This is a genomic window from Amycolatopsis mongoliensis, assembly GCF_030285665.1.
Taxonomy (GTDB): domain Bacteria; phylum Actinomycetota; class Actinomycetes; order Mycobacteriales; family Pseudonocardiaceae; genus Amycolatopsis; species Amycolatopsis mongoliensis.
Genome location: NZ_CP127295.1, coordinates 1938243 through 1956998 on the forward strand (window position 1 = coordinate 1938243; position 18756 = coordinate 1956998).

Below are 18756 nucleotides of genomic sequence, written 5' to 3' on the forward strand. Positions count from 1 at the left end.
TCCCTCAATGCGACATTCACGGCTTTCGGGGCTGCGCGAGCGGGAAGACCCCCTGGTCCATCCCGATCAGAGCAGCGTCACTGGTCCCGCGCGGCGAGGATCTCGGCCAGCACCTCCAGGATCTTCGCCTCGGCCTTGTCCTTCTCGACGCCGAGACCGTCGAGCACCTCGAAGCCGGCGCCCTCGCCCTGTTCCAGCAGGGCCAGGAGCATGTGCTCGGTGCCGATGTAGTTGTGCCCGAGCCGCAGGCCTTCGCGCATGGTCAGCTCGAGGGTCTTCTTGGCGGCCCCGGAGAACGGCACCGGGTCCGGCGCGGGGTCGGCCCGCTCGGGCAGCCGCGCTTCGGCCGCTTCCCGCACCGCTTCGAGCGTGACGCCCTGGGCCAGGATCGCCCCGGCGGCGAGCGCCGCGGGCTCGGTGAGCAGGCCCAGCACGATGTGCACGGTGTCGATGTACGGGCTGCCGTGCTCGACGGCGGCCTTCTGCGCCTCGACGACGACGTGCCGGGCCCGGTCGGTGTAGCGGCCGTAGACGCGTTCGATGCTGCCGCCCGGGTCACCACCGGGGTCGACCTTGGGCACGAACCGCTTCTGGGCGGCCTGCTTGGTGACGCCCATGCTCTTGCCGATCTCGGTCCAGGAGGCACCCGCGCGCCGGGCCTGGTCGACGAAGTGGCCGATCAGGTGGTCGGCGACTTCGCCGAGGTTCTCGCCCACGTACACGGCGTCGGACAGCTGGGCCAGGACGTCCTTGTCGTTGTTGCTCTTGATGGCGCTGATGAGGTCGTCGAGTCTGACGGGGTTGGGTAAGGTCATGCCGTCAACTGTAGGTTGACGATCTGGCGCCGTCAACCATGAGTTGACGACGGTCAGGCCGCTCGGGACTTCAGGTGCTCCTTGAGGTTGAATTCGCTCGCCGCCAGGTCCGCGTACCGCGGGTGGGGGTCCGCGGTGAACAGGCGCCGCGCGGCGATGTGGTCCGCCGGCCGGTTCACCGACTCGACCGCGATGAGGACGTCGTCGCGGAACGACAGCACCGAGAACTTGCCCGCGGCCTGGTCGCCCGCGACCACCGTCCGGTCGGCGCCCGCAAGGATCCCGGCGATCTGCAGCTTCGCGCCCGACTGGTCGGTCCAGAACCACGGCAGGCTCGCGTACGGCTCGGGCGCGCCGGTGATCGCCGCGGCCACGCACCGGGCCTGGTCGACGGCGTTCTGCACCGACTCCAGCCGGGTCGCGGCGCCGGCCTGCACGCACGGGAAGTTCGCGCAGTCGCCGATCGCGAAGATCTTTTCGTCGGCCGTCCGCAGGTGCTCGTCGACGACGACGCCGTTGTCCACCGCGAGCCCGGCCGCCGCCGCGAGCGTCGTCTCCGGCACGACACCGACCGCGATGACGACCAGGTCGGCGGGCAGCCGGGAGCCGTCGGACAGCTCGACCTCGCGCACCCGCGAATCACCGTGCAGCGCCGAGACGCCCTGGCCGAGCAGCACCGTGTGCCCGGCTTCGCGGTGCAGCGCGGCGAAGTAGGCGGAGATCTCCGGCGTCGCGACGCGGTTGAGGAGCCGGTCCTGCGCCTCGACGATCGTCACCGGGCGGCCGGCGTGCGACGCGAACTCCAGTCCGATGAAGCCACCGCCGACCACGACGACGTTCCCGGCGTCGGCGAGGGAAGCGCGGAGCCGGTCGGCGTCGTCGCGGGTGCGCAGGGTCAGCACACCCGGCAGGTCCGCGCCGGGCACGGGCAGCGTCCGGTTGCGCGCGCCGGTGGCCAGGACGAGGTGGTCGTAGTCCAGCTCGGTGCCGTCTTCGAGCCGCACCAGCGAAGCCTCGCGATCGATCGAAGCGACCCGGCCGGCGACCAGCTCGATGTCCTTCTCGGCGAAGAAGTCCTCGCCGCGCAAGTGCAGCTGCTCGAGCCCCGCGGTCCCGGCCAGGTAGGCCTTCGACAGCGGCGGCCGCTGGTACGGCACGCCCGGCTCGTCCCCGACCAGCACGACCCGGCCCTCGAAGCCGCGATCCCGCAGCGACGCCACGGCCTGGAACCCGCTCTGACCCGCCCCGACGACGAGAACGGTGGTCATCCCTGCTCCCTCACCCATCCGGCAACCTCACCGCCATCCGACCACAACCCGGCCCGGGCCGTCGAGGAGCGGAGGTGATCAGTGGGGTTCCCCGCTCGTCCGCAACGCCCGCGGCGCCCGGAGCACCCGCGAAATCCCCCGTGCCGCGGCGCGCACCGCCGGGACCAGCGTCCGCGGATCCGTCCCCTCCGCCGGGACGACCACCGAGATCGCCGCGACCACCTCGTCCGTCGAGTCGTGGACCGGGGCCGCCACCGACAGGGAGATCAGCTCGATCTGGCCGTCGCTGATCGCGTAGCCGTCGCGGCGGACGTCGGCCAGTACCCGCCGCAACTGCGAAGCCGAACTGATCGTCTTCGGGGTGAACGCCTTCAGCGGCGCGGACAGGACTTCCTCCTGAGCTTCGGCCGGTGCGTGCGCGAGCAGCACCTGGCCGACGCCGGTGGCGTGCGCGGGCAGCCGGCCGCCGACGCGGGTCAGGACGTTGACCGCGCCGCGGCCCGAGATGCGCTCGACGTAGACGACTTCCGGCCCGTCGAGCACCGCGAGCTGCACGTTCTGGTGCGTGGCCTCGTAGAGGTCCTCGAGGAACGGCATCGCGCTCTCCCTCAGCTCCGCGCCGTGCGGAGCGAGCGAAGCGACTTCCCACAGCCACAGCCCGACGCGGTAGACGCCCGCTTCGTCACGTACGAGCGCGCCGCGCCGGGTCAGCTCGCCGGCCAGCCGGTGCGTGGTCGACAGCGGCAACCCGGCGCGGCGGCTGAGCTCGGACAGCGTCAGCCGCGGCCGCTCGGCCGTGAAGGCGCCCAGCAGATCGAGGACGCGATCCACGACCGAGGGCGGCCGCCGCGCGCTGTGCCGCACGTCAGAGGTCGTCGTCCGGCAGGAGCGGGCGCATGAACGTCCGCCGGTACCGCACCACGCACCCGCTCTCTTCGCGGATCTTGTCGGCTTCGATGAAGTCCGGGTCGACGCCGAACAGCGTCCGGTAGCGCTCGTACGCCGCGAGGCTCTCGAAGCTGAACAGCGCCCGCGCTTCGTCGCTCGCGCCCTCCGACGGCAGGAAGTAACCGTGGTGGATGCCGCCTTCCCGCTGCACCAACCGCATCCACGCGGCGGCGAAGCGTTCGAAGTCGGGCAGCTTCGCGGGGTCGATGACGTAGTCGACGACGCACGTGATCATCAGTGGCCGCCCCAGACGCGATCAGCGGTCGCCACGATCAGCTCGAGCTTCCGCAGCTGGTCGTCCGGGGTGAGGTCGTTGCCCTCCTCGGTCGAGGAGAACCCGCACTGCGGCGAAAGGCAGAGCTGGCCGATGTCGACGTACTGCGAAGCTTCCTCGATGCGCCGCACCAGGACGTCGGGGTCCTCCAGCTCCGGCCGCTTCGTCGTGACCAGGCCGAGGACGACCTTCTTGTCCTTCGGCACGAACCGCAGCGGCTCGAAGCCGCCGGAGCGTTCGTCGTCGAACTCCAGGAAGAACCCGTCGACGGCCAGCTCGCCGAACAGCGCCTCCGCGACGAACTCGTAGCTCCCCGAAGCGACCCACGACGACCGGAAGTTGCCGCGGCACAGGTGGGTCGTCACCGTGAGCCCCTCCGGACGCTCCGCCAGCGCCGCGTTCATCGTCGCGATGTTGCGCAGGTGCTGGCTGTCCGGGTCGCCGCCCATCCGCGCGACGAGCTCCCGCTGCGCCGGGTCGTTGAGGTAGGCGAGGCTGGTGTCGTCGAGCTGCAGGTACCGGCAGCCGAGGCCGGCCATCGCGGCGATCTGCGCCTGGTACGCCGCGCTCAGGTCGGCGTAGAACTCTTCGAGGTCCGGGTAGACGCTCTCGCTGACCGCCGCCCGGCCGCCGCGGTAGTAGACCATGCTCGGCGACGGGATGGTCAGCTTCGGCGTCACGCCGGGGTCCACATGGGACTGCAGGAACCGGAAGTGGTCGGCGAAGATCGGCGCGTCGAGCCGCACCTTGCCGTCGACCTGCAGGCCCGGCGGGCTGAACTCGAGGTCGCCCGCCAGGTTGTGGAACTTGACGTGCAGCCGCTCGTCGCTCTTCGAGATGCCGCCGAGCGCGTAGATGAAGTCCATGTGCCACGAAGCACGCCGGAACTCGCCGTCGGTCGCCGAGCTCAGCCCGGCCACCTTCTGCATCTTGATGACGTCGCGGATCGCGTCGTCCTCGACCGCGCGGAGCTGCTCCGCACCGATCTCACCGCTTTCGCGCCGCCGTCGCGCGTCGCGCAGCACCGGGGGCCGCAGGAGGCTCCCGACGTGATCGGCGCGAAACGGCGGGCCCACCTGGGAAATACCGCCCGAAGTCATGCACCGATGGTCACACATCCGCGGCCGTCGCGCCGCCCCCTGAAACAAGATCATGACACCGGGTTCTTGCTACGGTCACGCGCACCGCGTTAGGTGTGCCGCGGGCTGTGCCGTCGGAAAGAGGGGCTTGACCATGACGAAACCCGACGTCCACCCGGTCGACCAGGGCCTGCCCGCAGGCCGGCTCGCCCTGCTCGGCCTGCAGCACATGTCGATCATGTACGCCGGTTCGGTCGCGGTGCCGCTGATCGTCGGCAGCGCGCTGAAGCTCGACACGGCGACGATCGGGCTGCTGGTCAACGCCGATCTGCTGGTGGCGGGCATCGCCACGCTGATCCAGGCGGTCGGCATCGGCAAGGTCCTCGGCATCCGGCTGCCGGTGGTCGCGGGCGCGACGTTCAGCGTCGTCAACCCGATGATCCTGATCGCGTCCCAGTACGGCCTGCCCGCGGTCTACGGCGCGATGCTGGCGTCCGGCGTCTTCGGCCTGCTCATCGCCAAGCCGTTCGCGAAGCTGATCCGGTTCTTCCCGCCGCTGGTCACCGGGACGCTGCTGCTCGTCATCGGCGTCTCGCTGCTCGGCCCGGGCGCGGGACTGATCGCGGGCAACGACGCAGGCGCACCGGACTACGCGGCCCTGTCGCACATCCTGCTCGCGTTCGGCGTGCTCGCGCTGCTGGTGCTGTTCACGCGGGTGCTGCGCGGGTTCGCCAACCAGATCGGGCCGCTGCTGGCCCTGGCGATCGGACTGGTGATCGCCATTCCGATGGGGCTCGTGCACTGGGACGGGCTCGGCGCGGCCGGCTGGTTCGGGCTCGCGTCGCCGTTCCACTTCGGCGCGCCGACGTTCCCGGTCGCCGCGGTCCTGTCGATGTGCGTGGTCATGCTCGTGACGTTCACCGAGTCGACCGCCGACATGATCGCCGTCGGCGAGATCACCGGGCGCCCGCCGACCGACTCCGACCTCGCCCGCGGCCTGGCCACCGACGGCTTCTCGGCCGTGCTCGGCGGCGTGATGAACTCCTTCCCCGACACGGCGTTCGCGCAGAACGTCGGCCTGGTGCGGATGACCGGTGTGCGCAGCCGCTGGGTGGTCGCGGTGACCGGCGGGATCCTGGTGCTGATGGGCCTGGTGCCGAAGATCGGCGCGTTCATCGCGGCGATCCCGCAGCCGGTGGTCGGCGGCGTCGCGGTGGTGATGTTCGCGATGGTCGCCGCGGTCGGCGCGCAGAACCTCAAGAAGGTGGAGTTTTCCGGCAACCACAACACTTTCATCGTCGCGGTCGCCCTCGGCGTCGGCCTGCTGCCGGCGTTCGCGCCGAAGATCTTCCAGCACTTCCCGGCCTGGCTGCAGACGATCTGCGGCAGCTCGATCACGGTGGCGGCGGTGCTGGCGTTCGCGCTGAACCTGCTGTTCAACCACCTCGGCCGGCGCTCGGAGCCGGATCTGCTGGAAGCGCCGTGAGCAGCCGTTCGACGAGCCGGGCGCCGGAACACCTCGGACTTCAGCGACCTCGTGGAGCAGCTGCCCTGATCACCAGCAGATGATCAGGATGCACGACGGCCGCGGCGGCGCCGGCGTCGTCGTGTGCGCCGGCGGCTGACCGCCCACCGGGGTCGTGGTCGGGGTGACCGGGCTGCCCGGGCCGCCACTGGTCGGTGTGGTGGTCGTCGGCGTCGTGGTGCCGGTGCTGCTCTCGGTGGTCGGGTCGGTGCCCGGCACCTCGGTGACGGTCTCACGGGGCACGCCGGCGCCGGGAACGACGTCGCCGCCGCCGGTGCCGCCCTCCGGCGGCGAGTCCGTGGCCTGGTCGGCGCCACCCAGCCCGGTGGTGCGCTGCGGGAACGGGATGACCTGGATCTGGTCGACCGGGGACGCGTCCTGGGTGCCCTTGCCGCCGAGGCCGACCAGCACCGCCGCGGCCCCGCAGCCGATGACGACGGCGAGCATCACCGCGAGCACCCGCCAGCGCGACTGGCCCGGCCCCGAACGGTCGCCCCAGCCCTCGCGCACGAGCAGCTCGCCGACCGATACCTCGTCGTTCACCCCGACAGACCTTCCCGAGAGGGCCTTTCGGCCGACATCGTGATCGTATTCTTACCGCACAAAGCACCCGAACGGGTGAGGTATCGGCAAAAATTCGTCACGTAACGAATGCCTTGACGGTGGGTGACATTCCACAGCGGATTCACAGCTGCGGTTCGGGAGACTCCCAGCATGACCGTCGAAGCTCGAACCATGCTGCTGAAAGCCGATCGGCCGATCCCCCGGATCGCCGTTCCGCGTCGCAGCCTGCGGGCGTTCGTCAAGGTCCTCCCGAACCCGAAGGCGACCCCGTTCACCTTCGGCTACCTGGTCCTCCTGCTCGGCACGACCCTGCTGCTCAAGTTCGCCGACCCGGAGCTGACCGCCCGACTGCTGCGGCTGTCCAGCACCGACGCCCACAACCTGTGGCGGCGGCCGCTGACCTCGCTGCTGACCAGCGCGATCTGGCTGTCCGACGAAGGCTGGCTCGCCTACGTCGTCATCTTCGCGATCGCCGTCGCGCCGCTGGAACGCCGGTACGGCGTCCGCCGCACGGCGACCGTGTTCTTCTCCGGCCACGTGCTGGCCACGCTCGTCACCGAGTTGCCGGTGATGGCCCTGATCAGCGCCCACGTCCTGCCGAACTCGGCCGGGCACTGGCTCGACATCGGCGTCAGCTACGGCTTCTTCACCACCGCCGGCGCGCTCGTCTTCCTGCTGCGCGGCCGCGCGCGCCTGGTCGCGCTGGCCGTCACGGAAGCGTTCATCGCGGTGATCTGGCTCACCGACGACCCGGCGAGCCTCGACTCGGTCGTCACCCTGCTCGGCCACGCGGTCGCCGCGCACTTCGGGCTGCTGTTCTGGGGACCGAGGCTGCGCGGCCGAGCCGCAGGCCGGGCCCGGATTCCGGCGGGTAGGCAGGCGCCGGAGTCGGTGGTGTAATCGACGGGCCACAGCCGCGAAGCATGGGGGACGGACGCTCATGGAGGCTGACTCCCTCGGCGAGCTGGTCGAGCTGAGTCCGGACGCGATCTGCGTCCACGAGAACGGCGTCCTGACCTATGCCAACCGCGCGGCCCTCGAGACGTTCGCCGCGCGTTCGGCGGCCGAGGTCGTCGGCCGCCGGTTCACCGACTTCGTCGCCGAGGACTCGCGCACCGCCCTCGTGGGGAAGCTCGCGCTGCTGGCCGAGCCGGGTCAGGCGAGCGAGCCGGTCGAAGCGCTGATGTCCCGGCTGGACGGGAGCAAGTTCGCGGTGGAGACGGTGTCGGTACGCCTCGCCGGCCGGCTCGCGTACCAGGTCGTCATGCGGGACATCACGGCGAAGAAGGCGGCCGCCGACGCCCTCCGCTACCAGGCCGCGCTCGTGTCGCACGTCAGCGACGCGCTGATCGCGACCACCGGCGAAGGCGTCGTGACCAGCTGGAACCCGGCCGCCGAAGCGGTGTACGGCTGGACCGCGGCCGAGGCCGTCGGACGGCGGGCGAGCGAGCTGGTCGGCGCGGCGCTCGACCTGCCGGCCATCCGGCGCGACGGCGGGGTCGCCGAAGCGGTGCACCGGCGGCGCGACGGCGCTCCCCTCGCGATCCGCGTTTCGGCAGCTGAGATGAATGACGGTTACGTGCTCGTCTGCGCCGATGAGACCGCGCGGCGGCGGGCCGAGCAGAACTACCGCACGGTCGTCGCGTCCCTCGACGAAGGCGTGCTGGTGATGGGCCCGGGCGGGCTCATCGAAGCGGCGAACCCGGCGGCCTGCCGGATCCTCGGCGTCCCGGAAGCCGAGCTGATCGGCGTCCCGTGCCACACGCTCGCGCTGTTCACCGAGTCCGGGCGCTGGATCCCGCCGGACGAGACGCCGTCGGTGCAGACGCGCAGGACCGGCGTCGCGCACAACGGCCTGGTCGTGCGCCTGCGCCGGCCCGACGGCCGCGACGTCTGGGTGTCGCTGACCTCGCGGCTGCTCAACCCGGACGACCCGGCGGCGATGACCGTGGTCACGTCGTTCACCGACATCACCGAGACCCGCGCGATCAGCGCGCAGCTCGCGCACGACGCGACCCACGACCCGCTCACCCGGCTGGCCAACCGGACCCTGGTGCTCGGCAGGCTCGACAGCACCGGGCGCGGCGCGGTCACCGTGCTGTTCCTCGACTTGGACAAGTTCAAGGTCATCAACGACTCGCTCGGGCACTCGGTCGGCGACCAGGTGCTGCGGATCGTCGGCGAGCGCCTGCGCCGCTGCTCCGGCCGCGACGACCTGGTCGGCCGGCTCGGCGGCGACGAGTTCGTCGTCGTCACCGGCGAGGTCACCGAACCCGGCGAGGTCCGCGCGCTGGCCGAGCACCTGCGGGCCGCGCTGGCCGAGCCGATCGGCGTGCTGGGCCGGCAGCTGCACCTCGACGCGAGCATCGGCGTCGTGCTCGTCGGCAGCGCCGACCGCCGCAGCGCCGGGGACCTGCTGCGCGACGCCGACGTCGCGATGTACCAGGCGAAGACGCTCGGCCGGGGGCGTCACCACTTCTTCGACGTCGGCCTGCGCGAGCGGATGCAGCGGCGGCTGCGGATGGAGCAGGACCTGCGCGACGCGGTGCACGACGGCCAGCTCTGGCCCGCGTACCAGCCGGTCGTCGACCTGCGGACCGGCGACATGGTCGCGGTCGAGGCGCTGCTGCGCTGGACGCACCCCCGCCACGGCGCGATCTCGCCCGCGGAGTTCATCCCGCTCGCCGAGGAGAGCGACCTGATCAACGTGATCGGCAAGGAGATGCTGCGCGCGAGCACGCGCGAGCTGGCCGGCCGGCGCCGCGACCAGGGCCTGGACCTGACGCTGAAGGTCAACCTGTCGACCCGTCAGCTCGACGACCCGCACCTGGTGCCCGCGGTGCAGGACGCGCTGGCCCACACCGGGCTGCCGGCCGGCGCGCTCTGCCTGGAGGTCACCGAAAGCGCGTTGATGCGCGACCAGGAAGCGGCCGCGGAAGTGCTGGCGTCCCTGCGCTCGCTGGGCGTGCTGCTGGCGATCGACGACTTCGGCACCGGGTATTCCTCGCTCGCCCAGCTGCGCCGGCTGACGCTGGACACGCTCAAGATCGACCGCACGTTCATCACCGGCATCGCGGAGTCCCGCGACGCGGCGGCGATCGTCACGAGCATCATCGCGATGGCCCACGCCGTCGACCTGACGGTGATCGCCGAAGGCGTCGAGTCCGCGGAGCAGGTGGACCTGCTCCGGTCGCTGGGGTGCGACCAGGCGCAGGGCTACCACCTCGGCCGGCCGGTGCCGGCTGCCGAGCTGTTCGGTCAGTAGACCTTCAGCAGCCTGCCCAGCTCGTCCGGCGTCAGCTCGATGCCGAGGTCCTTGAGGGTGGCGTCGAGCTCGTCGGGTGCGACGGTGGTGGTTTCGCTGCCGCCATCGGGCTTTTCGACGGTCAGCTCGCGGCCGAGCAGCTTCCGGCTGACGCCCGGTTCGAGCGTCATGATCACCAGCCGCCCGGTGAACGGCGACTTCGGGTGCGTCGAGGTGTAGTGGTGGTAGACCTCGTAGTCGATCGGGTGCATCCCGTCGAGCCGGAAGTCGAGCAGGTCCTCGGCGCCCTTCCCGAGCGTCCACCAGCCGTTCTTCTCGGTCAGCCGGTGCGGCCAGCCGGCCTGGTCGGTTTCCTGGCCGTCGACGAGCGGCATCGGGGCCAGGATCCCGGCGCCGAAGCCGACGTCGGCGTGGAACTTCCGGCCGTCGATCTCGGCCACCAGCGTCATGTGGGTGTACGGCCCCGGCCGCCGCGGCTGGACGCGCGCGGCGAGCCGGTGGATGGTGTAGCCGAGCTGCTCGAGGACGGCGGCGAAGAGGCCACTCTGTTCGTAGCAGTAGCCGCCCCGCCGCCGTCCGACGAGCTTCGCGCTCACGACGTCGAGGGAAATCCCTTGGTGCTGCCGGAGAACGACGTCGACGTTCTCGAACGGGATGGCCTGGACGTGGGCGCGCATGAGGTCCCGCAGCGCTTCCTCCGACGGCGGATTCGCCGGCCGCCCGATCCGGGCGAGGTACGCGTCGAGGTCGACGGCGTCGATGCCCCATTCCCCTGCAGTGGTCATGGGTCCAGCGTGCACCCTCGACCTCGATGGAGGTCAACCCTCGTGGATGATCTTCCGCACCTCGACGGCGGTGTACCGGGCATCGGGGATCATCGCGGCGAGCTCGACGGCGCGTTCCTCGCTTTCGACGTCGACGACGTAGTAGCCGCAGAGGAAGGCTTCCGACTCGACGAAGGCGCTGTTCCGGACCCGGGTCGCGCCGTCCTGGACGCGGACCGTCTTGGTTTCGGCGGCGTCGGCGAGCGCCTTGGTCTCGACCATTTCGCCGGTGTCGGTGATGTGCTTGATGAAGGCGCCGTGGCCTTCGTAGACGCCGTTCTTCTGGTCGTCGGTGAGGGTGGCCCAGACGGCCGGGTTCATGTGGAGGGTCAGGAGGTATCGCATATCGGCTCCCCGGTGTGGGTGGCGGCCCCGGGTGGGCTGCCTTTCGCCGGGTGGTCGGCGCCGCGTCTCCGGCCCGGACACGGGCTTTCGGGGTTCACTCGTTCGGCCTAACGGGCAGGGTGGTGAGCCCGCGGATCCGGATCCCTTCGTGCCAGGCGAGCTCGTCCTCCGCCAGGCTGAGCCGGGGGAACCTGCTCAGGAGCCGCGTGAAGGCGACCTGTGCCTCCAGCCGGGCGAGGGGCGCGCCGACGCAGTGGTGGATGCCGTGCCCGAAAGCGACGTGCCCGGCCCGGGTCCCGGGCCAGGTCCAGCCGGTCGGCCCCGGCGAACCGGGCCGGGTCCCGGTTGGCCGCCCCCAGCGCGACGTGCACGAACTCGTCCGTCTCGATGCGGACCCCGCCGATCTCCAGTGGTTCGCCGGCGTAGCGCAGGGTCGCGAAGCCGACCGGCCCGTCGTAGCGCAGGAGCTCCTCGACGGCGGCGGGCACCAGCGTGAGGTCCGCGCGGAGGGCGGCGGGCTGGCCGGGATCGAGCAGCAGGGCGTACATGCCGTTGCCGATGAGGTTGACGGTGGTCTCGTACCCGGCGAAGAGCAGCAGGAAGGCCGTGGCGACGAGCTCGCGTTCGCTGAGCCGGTCGTGCGCGTCACGGGCTTGGACCAGGCGGGAAAGGAGGTCGTCCCTCGGGTTTTCGCGCTTGCGCCGGACGAGCTCGACGAGGAACGCCTTGAGCTCCCGGACCTGCGCGGGCGTCGCGCTCCCCGCCGCCCCGAAGCCGGCTGTGAGCCGCCGGAACTCGACGCGTTCGCCGGGTGCGACGCCGAGCAGCTCGCCGATGACGGTGACCGGCAGCGGCACGGCGAGCCTCTCGAGAAGGTCGACCTCGTCGCCGGCCAGCTCGTCGAGGAGCGCGTCGCAGATCTCTTCGACCCGCGGCCGCAACGCTTCGACGGCTCGCGCGGTGAAGACCTGGTTCACGAGCTTGCGCAGCCGGGTGTGGTCGGGCGGATCGGCGTCGAGCATGTGCGTGCTCGCGGTCGAAGCGACCCCGGCCCACCGCGCGTTGGCCCCGGCCTTCCGCAGCCGCGGATCGGCGAGCGCCGCCCGCGCCTCGGCGTACCCGGTGACGACCCAGCCGGTCTTCCCGTCGGGAAACCGGACGCGGTGCACGCTGCCGTCCGCGCTCCACTTGCGGTAGTGCCGGTGCGGGTCGGCGAAGAAAGCGGTGTCGAGTTCGATCGAGGTCGGCTCCGGCTTCAGCGTCGGCTCAGGAGGAGGTACCGTTCGTCGTCGATTTCCTTGCCCCACAAGGCGGGATCGTCGAGCTTGCGGACTTCCGCCTCGCGCCGGTGCGCTCTCACGAGGGCCCGGCATTCGTCCGGCGTGAGTCCGGCACCGGTGAACCAGCGTCCCTCGATGAGGACGAGCCGGCCTCCGGGGTTGAGCAGCCGAACCCATTTCTCCAGGGCGGCAGCCGGATCGGGCATGGCCCAGAGGACGTGCCGCACGAGGACGACGTCGTAGGTCCGCGTGCCGGGCGGGTCCGCGGCGTCGCCTTGGCGGAAGTCGATCGTGCGGCCGGCGGCTTTCTTCCTCGCCACGTCGAGCATGCGGCTCGAGAGGTCGATCCCGCAGACGTCGTGGCCGGCTGGCGAGGAGGAGGGCGAGGCTGCCGGTGCCGCACCCGAGGTCGACGACGGTCGCCTTCGCGGCAGGCATGAGCGGGAGGACGAGGTCCGCCCAGGCCGCGCGGACGGCGGGGTCCCCGAGGCCGTGGTCGGGTTCGTCGTCGAAGGTCGCGGCTTCCGCGTCCCAGGGGTTTTCCGTCACGCGGGCGATCTTGCCCGGCCCCACCGACGAAAACCGCCCCGAACACCCGGGGCGGTTTCGTCACCGGTCAGTTCAGGGAGTGCACTTCCACTGCACGGGCAGCGTCTTCCCGGTCGCTGCATCGACGTAGGTCCCGCCGACGACGCCGCCTTCGGTGATCGAACCGGCGTTCGCGCGGGTCGAGCCGGCCGGGGCCGGGAGGTACTGCCAATCCGTGCCGGGAGCGGCGACGACCGGGACCGTGGCCTGCTCGCCCGGCTGCCGGTCACTCATCAGGACCGTGCCGGCCGAGGTCACCGCGAAGCCCTCGGTCGTCGGCGTTCCCGGCGTCGCGAGCAGCGCCCCGCTCAGGTCCCATTCGACTGCGCCGTAGCCCAGGGCCGAGCCGACGATCCGGTGGCCGCGGATGCCCGCCACCCGGGAGACCGTTCCGCCGAGCGGCGGGGTCAGGGCCCGGCGGGTGCCGTCGGGGGCCCAGACGTACCCGTATCCAGCCGACCCGACCAGGCCGAAGACCGCGACGCTCCCGTCGTCACCGATTTGCGGGATCGTGGGGAAGAAGCCGTCCGGCGCCGGAAGGACGACCGGCGGGTCCGCCTGGTGCCCGGTCCGCCACACCGCGACCTTGCGCGCGCCGTCCCGCGTGATCAAGCCGGCGATGTCGCCGGCGGCGTTGATCCCGTAGAGGGCCGGGGATTCGTCGCCGAACACCGAAGCCGGCTGGAACGCGCCGGCGTGGTACCAGAGTGGCGAACCGGTCCCCGCCTCGCTGGACCGTCCGCCGACCACGTCGCCCGCCGCGTTGATGCCCGTCAGGTCCAGCGAGCCGCTCTGCTGGGGCAGCTTTTCCGGGACGCCGTCGCGCCAGACGATCAGCTGCTGACGGCCGCCGGTGATGCTCCGCCCCGCAAAAGTGGTGTTGCCATCGGTCGCGGACACCAGCGCGCTCGTCACCCCCACCGGCAGGGCGAGCGGCTCGGCAACGTAGGTGCAACCCGCCGCGGCCGCGGGCGTGGCCGCCACGAGTGCGACCGAAGTAGCGGCGACGGCAACCGTGGCCAGCGCGGCCAGCCTGGATCTCAGCATGAGCAAGGGTTCCCTCCCGGTCCACGGGAGGACAGCACTCACCACCGGCTGTCCATCGCCGGCAGCGCATCCCCCCAGGCGATCAGCTTCGCGGATCATGACCGGGCGCGGCAAGCATGGGACCGACTGTCCGACCTGATGGCCCAACCTTCGCCGCACACGAAAAAACCGCCCCGAACACTCGGGGCGGTTTTCGTTCCGGTGGCCAGGGCCGGGGTCGAACCGGCGACCTTCCGCTTTTCAGGCGGACGCTCGTACCAACTGAGCTACCTGGCCGGGAACGCCGGCAAGGAGCCGAACGATCTTGCGACCCTGACGGGACTCGAACCCGCGACCTTCGCCGTGACAGGGCGACGCGCTAACCAACTGCGCCACAGGGCCTTGCGTGTACTACGATCTTGCCTTTACTACGGTACTGCGTACTCCCAACGGGATTCGAACCCGCGTTGCCGCCTTGAAAGGGCGGAGTCCTAGGCCGCTGGACGATGGGAGCCCGGCCGGTTTCGGGTGACCGACCGACCGCGCTCTCAGGTCCCCCCGGGAGCGATTACAAGCATAGGGCACGCCACCACCGCTTTGCAGCGGGGGCTCCTTAAGCCCCGGGCGCCGCCGCGACCTGCGCAAACAGCTCGGCCAACCGCTTTTCGAGCTCGGCCTGCTCCGCCGGTGCCAGCGCCGAGGCGAGCAGCTCGCCGACCCGGTCGTCGGTCAGGGACTCCGCGCGCCGCCAGCGGTCGCGCAGATCCGGCTTCCGGGAAGCCGCCGCCACCAGCTCGTCGGCCGCCTCCGCCGGCCACGCCGTGCGCAGCAGCCGCTCGCGGCCGCCCTCGGGGTCCGCGATCACCGCCTCCGGCACCGACAATCCCAGCGCCCGCAGTGCCGCGAAGTGCAGGCCGCCGCGCAGCTCGCGGAAGACCATCAGGGCGAACCCCAGCCGCTCGACGTCTCCCGAAGGGCGCGAAGCGTTCTTCCAGCCGGCGAACAGCGCCAGCCCGCTCGCGTCCGCGGCGTCGACGACGCGGAACAGCAGCTCCGCCAGACGGCCGGGCTCCGATACGGCCGAAAGGTTGACGCGCGACCACCGTGCCGATGACTCCGCGTAGGCGCGGACGGACGCGGGTGCGTCCAAGGCCGCCGTCGCCGGCGGCAGGACGAACTCGAACAGCCAGTGCGGGAAGATCCCGAACAGCTCCGCGGCCACCTTCGGCGGGACGTCCCCCAGCACCGCCGAGCGCCCCCGCACGTACAGCGAGCGCGGCGGCAATCCGACCTCCGTCTCCACCGCCGCCAGCTCCGGTGACGTCATGAACCTGCCGCCCAGCACCTGGACCACCGCACGAATCCGGTTCGCCAGCCCCGCCGCGCCCTCGATCGTCGTCATGTCCGTCCCCTTTCGACACAGCAAACGTAACACTGTTACGAAACTCGCGTCAAGGAAACCGGACCACCTCGAGAATCACTTTCCGGAAACGGCCACAACCAGCACGAACATCACCGGACAGGTCCGGCGGCACCCACCACCGCCGACCGGACCCACCAGCCCGCACCCACTCAACGCTGAACCGGCGCCTGCCCGTCCTCGTCCAGGTTCAAGCCCAGCATCTCCAGCAACTGCACACAGTCCTCGACCCCCAGCGCACCGTTCGCCACCGCCAGCCGAGCCCGCCGAACCTGATCATCCGACACCCGCTGCGCATCCGCGGCCCCGCTCCGCTGCGCCGGCAACCCCCCGGCGAACGGAGCACTCCCCCCATCGGCACCTTCGTACCGAAGGAGGAACTGCCGCACTTCAACAGACCCGCTCATAGCCCCTCCATACGGCTCACAACAGCTTGGCCGCGAGGCTAACCAGCACCGGCCGCCACACACAGCCCCCCGGAGAGTGAACCTGAGGCCACGCTCCGCTCAACGCAGCGCAATCGGCACGGAGGGAGAAGGCGACCACCCGAACGACGGTCACCTGCGCCGGAAGTGACACCAGACCCGGAAATTTCCCGCTCTCCACTCGCCCGGACGAGGAACTCGTGCAACAATCGAAGTGCTGACACACCCCCGGTCAGCGCCTGTGGAGATCCCCTCCGACCCCCGCGTTCCTCCCCCTGGCGCGGGGGTCCTCCATTTCTTGGGGCGCTCGGGCTTCGCCCTTCGCTGGGCCCCAATTCATTCCGGTGTGCCGACCCGGGGGCCGAGCCCCCCGGACCCCCACGGTGCCTCGCTCGCGGCTTCCAGCGTGGTCCTTTTTTCGCCTCGGGCGCTGGGCGCCCCGGCGACCGCTCTGGTGGGTTCGTGGTGATCGACTCGGTGGGTTAGTGGGGGGTTGCCGTGTGTTGTTGGTTGTTGGGCTGATGGGGTAGGGGTTGGGCTGAATGGGGAATGAATTTGGCGTGTCGTGGCTCACAGTGGTTTGCGGGGTGAGACCTAACCGTTATCGTGGCTGGCGTGCCTCTTCCCTCCCTTGGCCGCTTGAGCAGCCGGACGAACCTCAAAGCCGCGTCCTCCGGACGCCATCGTGGTGCCGCTAAGCCTGCGGATGATGGTGTTGTCGAGGACAAGGAACTCACCTCCTACCTCGCCGCCCTGGCGCCCGATGCCGACAACGAGAGCACGGGCACCGGCAAGCGCTTCGGTGAGGCCCAGGTCATCCAGCTGCGGATGAGCCTCATCGCCAACCAGCAGCTCAAAGACATCGCCGCCGACCGTGACATCTCGCCCCAGGCGCTCGCCCAGGAGTGGATCCTCGAGCGGCTCAACTGGGAAGGTCAGGCTTCCTCGCTGCAGGACCAGCGCCAGCAGGCCGGTGACCTGGGCGACCTGACCGACCTCACCGACGAGTTCCACTTCCCCGCCGACGCCTTCGACGCGCCAGCCGTCGGACGACGCTGAGCGCGTCCTCTCGTCTTCACGAGAAAGGGCCCCCGGCGTGATCGCCGGGGGCCCTTCACTCAGGCCTTGAGACGCGCAGAGGGCCTGTCTCTCAGATCGCGCGGACCTTCTGGGCCTGCGGGCCCTTCTGGCCCTGGCCGACCTCGAACTCCACTCGCTGGTTCTCCTCGAGGGTGCGGAAGCCGCGGCCCTCGATCTCCGAGTAGTGAACGAACACGTCGCCTTCGCCGCCGTCCTGCGCGATGAAGCCGAAGCCCTTCTCCGCGTTGAACCACTTCACAGTGCCTTGCGCCACCGCTGTACTCCTCGTTACACAGATCCGCTTCGAATGCCACCGAAGCGGCACCCCGACCGTCCCGGGCGGTTCCAACGAGACGAGTCAAGAGCGGTTCGGCTCCATGGCTCGCGTCAGAAGTTCCGCGAGTGTGAAGCCACGAACACGCAAAACGACGGCCTGAGAGCAGACTACCGGGATCTGGCCAAAGTTGAACCCCGTGATCGAGGCGAAAACCGCCTGTCCGGGCCAAGGTCACCGGAACGTCGTAGGGCTCCCGCCACGTTCTGTCGGACCCACCGGTTAGTCTTGCGCAGCACAGCGACACCGTGATCACCGGGTACGGCTCGGAGTCGCCCGTGCCCCCTCAGTGAAAGCCTCCGCGGCCGCTTGTGACCTTCGTCACGCGACTGCTGCTCAACGTCGCGGGTCCGCGGGACGTCTCGATGAGGGGAAGCACCAAAGGGGCAAAGGGGAATGGGTTGACGGTGAGGACTTCCACGCGGCGCCGGGGCGCTGCTGTGGCACTGGGCTTGGTCGCCGTGCTGACGCTGGGGGCGTGCAGCAGTGAACCGACGGTGTCGGCGAGCGGGACTTCGGGCGGGGGCCCGACACAGGCGCCCGCGCCCACCGCGCAGCCGGCGAAGCTGACGGTGACGCCGGCCGGCGGCGCGCAGGACGTGCCGCCCGGCGAACCGGTCGAGGTCAAGGTCGACAGCGGCACGATCGTCTCGGTCACGCTGACGAACCCGGACGGCAAGCAGGTCCAGGGCCAGGCGTCGGCGGACAAGAAGAGCTGGAACACCACCGAGCAGCTCGGCTACGGCAAGACCTACACCTGGTCCGGCCAGGCGCAGGGCGCCGACGGCAAGAACGTGCCGATCAGCGGCGCGTTCACCACGGTGAAGCCGAAGCGCCAGATGTCGGCCAGCCTGAACGTCGGCGACGGGCAGACGTACGGCATCGCGATGCCGATCGCGCTGTCCTTCCCGAGCCGCGTCACCGACAAGGCTTCCGTCGAGAAGGCGCTTTCGGTCGAGACCACGCCGAAGACCGAAGGCTCGTGGGGCTGGACGGACGGCGACACCTCGGTGCACTGGCGGCCCAAGGAGTACTACAAGCCGGGCACCACGGTGAAGGTCAACGCCAAGATCTACGGCGTCAAGATCGGCGAAGGCACGTACGGCAAGCAGGACGTGTCGGCCAGCTTCACCATCGGCCGCTCGCAGATCGTCAAGGGCAACACCCAGCAGCACACGATGCAGGTGATCCGCGACGGCCAGCAGATCGCCGACTACCCGGTGAGCTACGGCCTCGACTCCGACCCGGGCCGCGTCACCCACAGCGGCGTGCACGTCGTCATGGGCAAGCAGGCCACGTACGCGATGAGCAACCCGAAGTACCACTACGAGAACGTCGTGGTGCCCTGGGCGGTCCGGATCTCCAACAACGGCGAGTTCATCCACGGCCTGGCGGCGTCGGTCTGGGCGCAGGGCAAGAAGAACATCTCGCACGGCTGCCTGAACCTGTCGCCGGCGCGGGCCAAGGAGTACTACGACGGCGTGCTCACCGGTGACCCGGTCGAGATCACCGGCAGCACGCAGACGCTGAGCGCCAAGGACGGCGACTACAGCGACTGGACGTACGACTGGGCGAGCTGGCAGAAGCTGTCGGCGCTCGCCGGCTGAAGCCACTGACCGAACACCGGGCGGCCGGGAAGTCCACGCGGGCTTCCCGGCCGTTCGCGTTTTTCCGCGGACCCGGGAAATTCGATGCA

At 70.6% G+C, this 18756-nt stretch carries 18 protein-coding genes, 3 tRNA genes and 1 pseudogene; 5 read left to right on the top strand and 17 right to left on the bottom strand.

Annotated features, from left to right (window positions below; genetic code table 11):
- Window positions 1-77: 77 nt before the first annotated feature.
- The 5 genes from QRX60_RS09295 to QRX60_RS09315 form a co-directional block, all read right to left on the bottom strand.
- Window positions 78-815, bottom strand: a complete 738-nt coding sequence (locus QRX60_RS09295) for a Clp protease N-terminal domain-containing protein (protein WP_286000366.1) — start codon at window positions 813-815, stop codon at window positions 78-80.
- Window positions 816-868: 53 nt separating this feature from the next.
- Window positions 869-2083, bottom strand: a complete 1215-nt coding sequence (locus tag QRX60_RS09300; RefSeq protein WP_286000367.1) for an NAD(P)/FAD-dependent oxidoreductase — start codon at window positions 2081-2083, stop codon at window positions 869-871.
- 78 nt (window positions 2084-2161) lie between these two features.
- On the bottom strand, window positions 2162-2947 hold the full coding sequence (locus QRX60_RS09305; RefSeq protein ID WP_286000368.1) for an IclR family transcriptional regulator: 786 nt from the start codon (window positions 2945-2947) through the stop codon (window positions 2162-2164).
- Window position 2948: 1 nt separating this feature from the next.
- Entirely contained in the window at window positions 2949-3266 is a 318-nt protein-coding gene (locus QRX60_RS09310; RefSeq protein WP_286000369.1) for an NIPSNAP family protein, read from the bottom strand.
- Window positions 3266-4405 carry a 5-methyltetrahydropteroyltriglutamate--homocysteine S-methyltransferase gene (locus QRX60_RS09315; RefSeq protein ID WP_286000370.1) on the bottom strand — a complete coding sequence of 380 codons (1140 nt, stop codon included), beginning with the start codon at window positions 4403-4405 and terminating at the stop codon, window positions 3266-3268. The genes QRX60_RS09310 and QRX60_RS09315 overlap by 1 nt, the downstream gene beginning before the upstream one ends.
- Window positions 4406-4538: 133 nt before the next feature.
- On the opposite strand from QRX60_RS09315, the gene QRX60_RS09320 reads away from it, so the two are divergent.
- Window positions 4539-5870 carry a nucleobase:cation symporter-2 family protein gene (locus QRX60_RS09320; RefSeq protein WP_286000371.1) on the top strand — a complete coding sequence of 444 codons (1332 nt, stop codon included), beginning with the start codon at window positions 4539-4541 and terminating at the stop codon, window positions 5868-5870.
- Window positions 5871-5939: 69 nt separating this feature from the next.
- Here QRX60_RS09320 and QRX60_RS09325 read toward each other — a convergent pair whose 3' ends face one another.
- Window positions 5940-6452 carry a hypothetical protein gene (locus QRX60_RS09325; protein ID WP_286000372.1) on the bottom strand — a complete coding sequence of 171 codons (513 nt, stop codon included), beginning with the start codon at window positions 6450-6452 and terminating at the stop codon, window positions 5940-5942.
- A 171-nt stretch (window positions 6453-6623) separates the two neighbouring features.
- Between QRX60_RS09325 and QRX60_RS09330 the strand changes: the two genes are divergently transcribed.
- Window positions 6624-7373: a rhomboid-like protein gene (locus QRX60_RS09330; RefSeq protein WP_286000373.1), complete on the top strand. Its 750-nt coding sequence runs from the start codon at window positions 6624-6626 to the stop codon at window positions 7371-7373.
- A 40-nt stretch (window positions 7374-7413) separates the two neighbouring features.
- Window positions 7414-9738 (top strand): sensor domain-containing protein, encoded by a 2325-nt coding sequence (locus QRX60_RS09335; RefSeq protein ID WP_286000374.1) that lies wholly within the window; start codon window positions 7414-7416, stop codon window positions 9736-9738.
- On the opposite strand, the gene QRX60_RS09340 is transcribed toward QRX60_RS09335, so the two are convergent.
- From QRX60_RS09340 to QRX60_RS09390, 10 genes and pseudogenes are all read right to left on the bottom strand, one after another.
- Window positions 9732-10523, bottom strand: coding sequence for an arylamine N-acetyltransferase family protein (locus QRX60_RS09340; protein ID WP_286000375.1), 792 nt, complete (start codon window positions 10521-10523; stop codon window positions 9732-9734). The genes QRX60_RS09335 and QRX60_RS09340 overlap by 7 nt on opposite strands.
- Window positions 10524-10556: 33 nt before the next feature.
- The gene (locus tag QRX60_RS09345) at window positions 10557-10907 is read right to left on the bottom strand and encodes a YciI family protein (protein ID WP_286000376.1); all 351 of its coding nucleotides are present in this window, start codon (window positions 10905-10907) and stop codon (window positions 10557-10559) included.
- Window positions 10908-11001: 94 nt separating this feature from the next.
- Window positions 11002-12166: pseudogene (locus tag QRX60_RS51445) on the bottom strand (cytochrome P450 family protein).
- Window positions 12163-12516 (bottom strand): class I SAM-dependent methyltransferase, encoded by a 354-nt coding sequence (locus tag QRX60_RS09360; protein WP_286000377.1) that lies wholly within the window; start codon window positions 12514-12516, stop codon window positions 12163-12165. The pseudogene QRX60_RS51445 and the gene QRX60_RS09360 overlap by 4 nt, the downstream one beginning before the upstream one ends.
- A 292-nt stretch (window positions 12517-12808) precedes the next feature.
- Window positions 12809-13822 carry a hypothetical protein gene (locus tag QRX60_RS09365; protein ID WP_286000378.1) on the bottom strand — a complete coding sequence of 338 codons (1014 nt, stop codon included), beginning with the start codon at window positions 13820-13822 and terminating at the stop codon, window positions 12809-12811.
- A gap of 202 nt (window positions 13823-14024) precedes the next feature.
- Window positions 14025-14098, bottom strand: a tRNA-Phe gene (locus QRX60_RS09370).
- 31 nt (window positions 14099-14129) lie between these two features.
- Window positions 14130-14203, bottom strand: a tRNA-Asp gene (locus tag QRX60_RS09375).
- Window positions 14204-14242: 39 nt separating this feature from the next.
- Window positions 14243-14315 (bottom strand) — tRNA-Glu (locus QRX60_RS09380).
- Between the two features lie 99 nt (window positions 14316-14414).
- Complete coding sequence (locus tag QRX60_RS09385) at window positions 14415-15203, bottom strand: SCO6745 family protein (RefSeq protein WP_286000379.1); 789 nt, start codon at window positions 15201-15203, stop codon at window positions 14415-14417.
- Between the two features lie 170 nt (window positions 15204-15373).
- Window positions 15374-15628, bottom strand: coding sequence for a hypothetical protein (locus tag QRX60_RS09390; protein WP_086683067.1), 255 nt, complete (start codon window positions 15626-15628; stop codon window positions 15374-15376).
- A gap of 633 nt (window positions 15629-16261) precedes the next feature.
- On the opposite strand from QRX60_RS09390, the gene QRX60_RS09395 reads away from it, so the two are divergent.
- On the top strand, window positions 16262-16705 hold the full coding sequence (locus QRX60_RS09395; RefSeq protein ID WP_286000380.1) for a hypothetical protein: 444 nt from the start codon (window positions 16262-16264) through the stop codon (window positions 16703-16705).
- A gap of 91 nt (window positions 16706-16796) precedes the next feature.
- Here the strand turns inward: QRX60_RS09395 and QRX60_RS09400 are convergent, their stop codons facing one another.
- A complete protein-coding gene (locus QRX60_RS09400) occupies window positions 16797-17000 on the bottom strand; it encodes a cold-shock protein (protein WP_003097368.1) in 204 nt (67 codons plus the stop codon).
- 425 nt (window positions 17001-17425) lie between these two features.
- On the opposite strand from QRX60_RS09400, the gene QRX60_RS09405 reads away from it, so the two are divergent.
- A complete protein-coding gene (locus tag QRX60_RS09405; protein WP_286000381.1) occupies window positions 17426-18667 on the top strand; it encodes a L,D-transpeptidase in 1242 nt (413 codons plus the stop codon).
- The last annotated feature ends 89 nt before the right edge of the window (window positions 18668-18756 follow it).

What these genes read in the sequence shown, in the direction of transcription:
- QRX60_RS09295 (WP_286000366.1), bottom strand. Translation starts at nt 815, where the DNA reads ATGACCTTACCCAACCCCGTCAGACTCGACGACCTCATCAGCGCCATC.
- QRX60_RS09300 (WP_286000367.1), bottom strand. Translation starts at nt 2,083, where the DNA reads ATGACCACCGTTCTCGTCGTCGGGGCGGGTCAGAGCGGGTTCCAGGCC.
- QRX60_RS09310 (WP_286000369.1), bottom strand. Translation starts at nt 3,266, where the DNA reads ATGATCACGTGCGTCGTCGACTACGTCATCGACCCCGCGAAGCTGCCC.
- QRX60_RS09315 (WP_286000370.1), bottom strand. Translation starts at nt 4,405, where the DNA reads ATGACTTCGGGCGGTATTTCCCAGGTGGGCCCGCCGTTTCGCGCCGAT.
- QRX60_RS09320 (WP_286000371.1), top strand. Translation starts at nt 4,539, where the DNA reads ATGACGAAACCCGACGTCCACCCGGTCGACCAGGGCCTGCCCGCAGGC.
- QRX60_RS09330 (WP_286000373.1), top strand. Translation starts at nt 6,624, where the DNA reads ATGACCGTCGAAGCTCGAACCATGCTGCTGAAAGCCGATCGGCCGATC.
- QRX60_RS09335 (WP_286000374.1), top strand. Translation starts at nt 7,414, where the DNA reads ATGGAGGCTGACTCCCTCGGCGAGCTGGTCGAGCTGAGTCCGGACGCG.
- QRX60_RS09340 (WP_286000375.1), bottom strand. Translation starts at nt 10,523, where the DNA reads ATGACCACTGCAGGGGAATGGGGCATCGACGCCGTCGACCTCGACGCG.
- QRX60_RS09345 (WP_286000376.1), bottom strand. Translation starts at nt 10,907, where the DNA reads ATGCGATACCTCCTGACCCTCCACATGAACCCGGCCGTCTGGGCCACC.
- QRX60_RS09360 (WP_286000377.1), bottom strand. Translation starts at nt 12,516, where the DNA reads ATGCTCGACGTGGCGAGGAAGAAAGCCGCCGGCCGCACGATCGACTTC.
- QRX60_RS09365 (WP_286000378.1), bottom strand. Translation starts at nt 13,822, where the DNA reads ATGCTGAGATCCAGGCTGGCCGCGCTGGCCACGGTTGCCGTCGCCGCT.
- QRX60_RS09385 (WP_286000379.1), bottom strand. Translation starts at nt 15,203, where the DNA reads ATGACGACGATCGAGGGCGCGGCGGGGCTGGCGAACCGGATTCGTGCG.
- QRX60_RS09390 (WP_086683067.1), bottom strand. Translation starts at nt 15,628, where the DNA reads ATGAGCGGGTCTGTTGAAGTGCGGCAGTTCCTCCTTCGGTACGAAGGT.
- QRX60_RS09405 (WP_286000381.1), top strand. Translation starts at nt 17,426, where the DNA reads ATGAGGGGAAGCACCAAAGGGGCAAAGGGGAATGGGTTGACGGTGAGG.